Below are 6,133 nucleotides of genomic sequence, written 5' to 3' on the forward strand. Positions count from 1 at the left end.
GACTGCTTCCCGTCAAGTAAACAGATCAACGCCCAACTGGAACGCTACCCATAGCGCCAGACCTGTAGCAAACATCAGCGCGATGTTTTCGAACAGGTTGTTGCGGTATTGCTTGTCCAGCAGCGATTTCTGGTTGGACATGATCAGCAAGCCCAGGGAAATCACCGGCAAACCAATGATGTTCAATGCGCTGACACCAATGGTCAGAGTGACGAAATCCGGCATGCCCGGCATCGACCAGATCAGCGGCGTGACCAGGATGAACAGCATGAACCACTTGTGCATCGGGTCATGATGGAACTCTTTGCCGTACTTCTCGCGACGCTCAGGACGAACATGCTGGAAGGCATCGGTGATCAGCATCGGAAACGCCGTGGTCTTGCCTGAAATACTGGCGAACAGCGTCGCGAACACACCGATGAAGAACACGTACCAGCCGATCGAGCCGAAGAAGATTTCCAGCGCCTTGCCCAGATCGCCCAAGGTTTTCACCTCGATACCGTTGGGCCGCAGGATTTCCGCGCCAACAATCCAGATCGCCAGGTTGATGATGATCCCGACGAACACCGCAAACAGCAGATCGTTACGTTGAATGCGCTTGTGCTGCGGCCCGGTCCAGCCTTTCTGGCGCATGACATACGGGTGCACGAAGTTGGCGATCGAGCCGGCGACCGCGCCGATCACCGAGACCGCCACCAGCAAGGCGCCATGCACGCCTTCGTCCGGCGGAATGCTGAAGCCGATGGTGCCTTTGATGATGCCGCTGACATCCGGGCCGGACATCACCGCCAGGGCGATGAACGCCAGGGTCATGATCGCCAGCAGCAGCTTCATCACGCCTTCGATCATCGTGTAGATGTTGCGCCCGACCAGCATCCACACCGCCAGCACCACCGCCACCGAGCACAGCAATGGCTGATCGATCTTGAACAGCATCGCCAGCGACTCCCCTGCCCCCTTGATCATGTAGGCGTTCATCAAGTGCCCCATCAACAACGCATAAACCAGCATGAACCAGGCAAACACCGGGTTGAGCTGGGCGTAGCCCTGAAGAATGGTCATGCCTTGGTTATTACACAGCTGGAACCGGGCAATGATGTTGACGATCAGGTATCTCAACAGCAAAGAGACCGCCAGCACCCACATCATCGCGTAGCCGTAGTTCGCACCGGCCACTGAAGACGTGATGAGATCGCCCGCACCGAGCCACGACAGCACGGCGATAATGCCGGGGCCGAGCAGTTTCAGCGTACGCAGGAACAGGTTTTGCGGTTTCGCAGCGGCCTGATGATCGAGTGGAGCCATGCTCGTCATAGGGGTATCTCCGTTATTGTTTTTGTGAGAGTTGTTGCACTGCGCACATTAGGTAGGATGTCGTACAACAACGCTAACGGGAGAGTATGTAGAAATGTGTCAAACCTCAATCACGACCACCCTCTCCGATCATTTCCGCTGATCAAAATCATCTAGAATAAGCACGTCAAATAAGCGTAGCGACGTTACAGGCCCACGAAATAGCCATTGATGGCCCAGCCAATCACTCATAGGATGACTGATCACAACAACAATAAGGCTGGAAATGATGAAAAGAACCCTCTTGATCGCTGCGCTCGCCTCCACGTTGAGCGTGACGGCCAACGCCGCTACCTACGCTTACATCTCAAGCCCCGGCGACGGTCTGATCTCGCAATATCGCCTTGATCAGAACAACGGCGCACTCACCCTTATTGAACAGGTTCAGGCCGGTGATCAGGTCAATCCCATGGCCCTCACCCCGGACGGCAAAGTGCTGTTTGCAGCGTTGCGGGTCAAGCCTTTCCAGGTTCTGGGCTATCGGATCGACTCCAAAAGCGGGCACCTGACAAAGTTTACCCAAGCGCCCCTGGCAGAGAGCATGGCCTACCTGTCGACCGATCGAAAAGGTCGCTACCTGCTCGCCGCGTCCTACGGCGCCGATACCCTCAGCGTTCAAAAGATCGGCGAAGATCATCAACCTTCCGCCAACATCCTGCGCTACCCGACCGGCCTGCACGCGCATTCGATTCGCACCGAGCCGAGCAATCGCTTTGCGTACGCCGGCAACCTGGGCACCGACAAGGTGCTGCAATATCGCCTGGACGCCAAGACTGGCGAGCTCAGCCCGATCGGCAACGGCTCGGTCAGCGTCCCGGACAACACCGGCCCTCGGCACCTGGCGTTCTCGCCGAACGGCAAATTCCTTTACGTGGTCGGTGAAATGAGCGGCACCGTGACTGCGTTTTCAATCGACGACGCCAGCGGCGCGTTAACGCAAATCGCTGTGGCCAACGGCATTCCCGAACGATTGAAGCTGGCCCAGGGCGAAGTCCGTGATGCGCGCAACAACGACTTGAAAGACGATCCGACCCCACGCATCTGGGCTGCCGACCTGCGCATGTCGCCGGATGGAAAACTGCTGCTGATGAGTGAGCGCACCAGCAGCAGCGTTTCGGCATTTACCGTGGATCCGGCAACCGGAGGACTGAAGTTCTTCGATAACTACTCAGTGCAGGAACAACAACCACGCAATATCGCCTTCTCCCCAGATGGCCACTGGCTGCTGGTGACGGGCGAGAAAAGCGCCAAGGTCGGTACGTACGCGGTGAGCAAGGATGGCGCGCTGAAGCGTGTCGGTGAAGCGGCCTCCGGCAAAGGCGCGTTATGGATCGAAGTACTGCAAACGCCTGATGCATGAATATCTGCGGAGCAGCGACTGCTCCGCCGTTCTGCAACTAATCCCCCGCCGCTTCGGTCATTAGGTTTGCCGAGGTTGATACATTTACGCAGACCTCACTTTCAAGAGACTGCCCCCCGTGATCAGCCATCTCGATCGCCGCAACAACCGCTCGCTGGACAGTCTGAATTTCTTCCTCGCCGATGTCCGCGACGGCCTCGGGCCGTACCTCGCCATCTACTTGCTCGCCGTACACCACTGGGACCCGGCCAGCATCGGTGTGGTCATGACCCTCGCTGGTATTGCAGCACTGGTCACGCAGACGCCCGCTGGTGCGCTGGTTGACAGCAGCCGGGCGAAACGGGCGCTGGTCATCATCGCCGCGCTGTTGGTCACGGTGAGTTGTCTGCTCCTGCCGTTCATTTCGTCATTCAGTCTGGTGGCATTGACTCAAGCCTTGAGCGCGGCGGCAGCGTCAATTTTCGCCCCGGCGATTTCCGCGATCACCCTGGGCATCACCGGCCCACGAGCATTCACCCGGCGTACCGGTCGCAACGAGACGTTCAACCATGCCGGCAACGCGTGCGCGGCGTTATTGGCCGGTTTGTTTGCCTATCTGTTTGGTCCGGTGGCGGTGTTTTATCTGATGGCGGTCATGGCGCTGGCCAGCGTGATTGCCGTGCTGTTCGTCTCGGCAGAAGCGATTGATCACGACGTCGCGCGCGGTTTGCAGCCTGGCGATCAAAGCCATCAGCCGTCCGGATTCAAGGTACTGCTGAGCAATCGCCCGTTACTGATGTTTGCCCTGTGCTGCGCGCTGTTTCACTTGGCCAACGCGGCGATGCTGCCGCTGGTGAGCCAGAAACTCGCCCAAGCCAACTTGCACATGGCCACGCCGCTGACCTCGGCCTGCATCGTCGCCGCGCAACTGGTGATGGTGCCGATGGCGCTGCTGGCCGGCGCGAAAGCGGATGTCTGGGGGCGCAAACCGTTATTGCTGGCGGGTTTTCTGATCCTGCCGCTGCGTGGCTTGCTCTACACCTTCTCGGATGATCCGTACTGGCTGGTCGCCGTGCAGCTCCTCGACGGCGTCGGCGCTGGGCTGTTCGGCGCGCTGTTCCCGGTGATGGTCAAGGATCTGACCCTCGGCTCCGGGCATTTCAATGTCAGCCTCGGCGCGCTGACCACAGCGTTTGGTCTGGGCGCGGCGCTGAGCAATGGGCTGGCCGGATTTGTCGTCGAGGCCGCCGGTTACAGCGCAGCGTTCCTGACTCTTGCCGGAGTTGCGGCGGCGGCGTTTCTGCTGCTGTTGATCGGTGTTCCGGAAACGCTGCAGCGGACTGACAAGTTCGAGTCCGCTGCACTGCTGAGCCAAAACTGAGCGGTTTGTATCAGCATGTAGCTTTTGCCGACACTGATACACACGCATGCGAAGTTCAGCCTTGCGCACACAGAACTGACAAATTTAGCGCGCTAAATACCCCTGTCGCTTCCATTCCTACCTTAACCAATCGACAGGACATCACCATGAACAAAGTCTTCGCTACCCTCGCCCTTACCGCCGCCATGTTTGGTGCCAGCGCCGCGTTCGCCGCACCGGTCAAACCTACCGTGGTGCTGGTGCACGGTGCCTTTGCCGATTCGAGCAGCTGGAACGGCGTGGTCAAGATTCTCGAGAAGGATGGCTATCCGGTGATCGCTGCGGCCAACCCGCTGCGCTCGGTCAAGAGTGATGCGCAATCGGTGGCGGATGTGCTGGCCAGCGTGAAAACTCCGGTGGTGTTGGTCGGCCACTCTTACGGTGGCCCGGTGATCAGCGAAGCCGCTTACGGCAATGCCAATGTCAAAGCGCTGGTGTACGTCGCCGCGTTCGCCCCGGAAAAGGGTGAAACCGCAGCCGAATTATCCGGCCGTTTCCCCGGCAGCACCCTCGGCCCGACCCTGTCGGCCCCGGTTGAGCTGGCCGATGGTGGCAAGGATTTGTACATTCAGCAGGACAAATTCCATGAGCAGTTCGCAGCCGATGTTTCCCCGGCAGATGCGAAGTTGATGGCCGCGACCCAGCGCCCGGTGACCGTCGCCGCGCTCAACGAAGCCGCCACCGAGCCTGCATGGAAAACCGTGCCGTCGTACTTCGTCTACGGTGACCAGGACAAGAACATCCCGGCGCAAGCCCTGGCGTTCATGGCCGAGCGCGCGCACTCCAAGCAGACCGTCGTGGTCAAAGGCGCTTCGCACGTGGTGATGGTGTCCAATCCGAAAGCCGTCGCCAGCCTGATCGAAACCGCTGCGGCCGCGAAGTGATCCAGCGCTGAGTTGAACCTTCAAGCCCTAGCCGTGAACCCTGTTCACGGCTTTCAGCGCTGGGTGGTGTTGCAGCCGCTCGCTGAGAAAGTCCACGAACGTGCGCACCTTCGCCGGTACGCGCGGATGTTTCAGATAGACCAGTTGCACCGGTAACGCCGGCGGCTCAAAGGCCTGCAACACCAATTCCAGTTCACCGGCCGCAACCTGGCTGGCGACTTGATAAGACAGCACCCGGGTAATGCCCCAACCGGTACTCGCAATGTTGATCGCCGCCTGATTCGCGGTGACCACCAGACGCGGCTCGAAGCGAAAACTCAACGGCCCGTCGGCATGGGCGAATTGCCAATCGCTGAGCAAATGACTGGCGGACGACATGACGATATTGGCGCGGCTCAACTCGTTCGGATGTTGCGGTCGGCCATAGCGGGCGAAGTAATCGGGGGTGCCGCAGATCACCTGACGGACCTCGCCGACCTTGATCGCATGCTGATTGTTCTCGTGCAAATGGCCGATGCGCACGGCGACATCGATACCCTCTTCCGCCATGTTCACCACGCGATCGACCAGCAACGCCTTCAGATGCACTGAAGGAAACGCATCGACGTATTGCGCCAGCAACGGCGCGATGAACAGCTCGCCAAACAACACCGACGCGGTCACGCTCAAGTGCCCGCACGGCACCCGATAACTGCCGGCGGCCGCCTCTTCGGCTTCGTCGACGTCGCACAGAATTCTTCGGCAATCATCCAGGTAACGATGCCCGGCTTCGGTCAGGTGCAGGCTGCGCGTGGTGCGCGACAACAGGCGCGTGCCGATGCGTTGTTCCAGCGCAGCGATGGCGCGGGTGACGCTGGGGGGCGAGGTGTTCAAACGCCGGGCCGCCGCCGCAAAGCCACCCTCCTCGGCCACGGCCAGGAACATGCGCATCTCCTGAAAACGATCCATAGACGGGAACCTGTAAAAAACCTCGAAAACACAGTGAAATCATGTGGGAGCGAGCCTGCTCGCGAAGGCATTCTGTCAGGCAACATCATCGTTGAATGACACACCGCTTTCGCGAGCAGGCTCGCTCCCACAGGGGTTGGTGTACACAGTTAAATTTGGGCAATGCTTCAACTCCCGCCAGTACGCCCG

At 59.4% G+C, this 6,133-nt stretch carries 5 protein-coding genes; 3 read left to right on the plus strand and 2 right to left on the minus strand.

Translation table 11 applies throughout. From position 1 onward, the window contains the following. Positions 1-12: 12 nt before the first annotated feature. On the minus strand, positions 13-1,305 hold the full coding sequence (locus tag OC605_RS20165; RefSeq protein WP_410056009.1) for an Nramp family divalent metal transporter: 1,293 nt from the start codon (positions 1,303-1,305) through the stop codon (positions 13-15). 274 nt (positions 1,306-1,579) lie between these two features. On the opposite strand from OC605_RS20165, the gene OC605_RS20170 reads away from it, so the two are divergent. The 3 genes from OC605_RS20170 to OC605_RS20180 all read left to right on the plus strand — a co-directional run bounded on the left by OC605_RS20170 (position 1,580) and on the right by OC605_RS20180 (position 4,996). After that, positions 1,580-2,713, plus strand: coding sequence for a lactonase family protein (locus tag OC605_RS20170; RefSeq protein ID WP_262139053.1), 1,134 nt, complete (start codon positions 1,580-1,582; stop codon positions 2,711-2,713). A gap of 118 nt (positions 2,714-2,831) precedes the next feature. After that, positions 2,832-4,073, plus strand: a complete 1,242-nt coding sequence (locus OC605_RS20175) for an MFS transporter (protein WP_137213624.1) — start codon at positions 2,832-2,834, stop codon at positions 4,071-4,073. Between the two features lie 146 nt (positions 4,074-4,219). Beyond that, entirely contained in the window at positions 4,220-4,996 is a 777-nt protein-coding gene (locus OC605_RS20180; RefSeq protein WP_256809832.1) for an alpha/beta fold hydrolase, read from the plus strand. 27 nt (positions 4,997-5,023) lie between these two features. Here the strand turns inward: OC605_RS20180 and OC605_RS20185 are convergent, their stop codons facing one another. After that, entirely contained in the window at positions 5,024-5,944 is a 921-nt protein-coding gene (locus OC605_RS20185; RefSeq protein ID WP_262139057.1) for a LysR family transcriptional regulator, read from the minus strand. Between the last annotated feature and the right edge of the window lie 189 nt (positions 5,945-6,133).

Source organism: Pseudomonas sp. Marseille-Q5117, from assembly GCF_946901175.1.
Classification (GTDB): Bacteria; Pseudomonadota; Gammaproteobacteria; order Pseudomonadales; family Pseudomonadaceae; genus Aquipseudomonas; species Aquipseudomonas iranensis.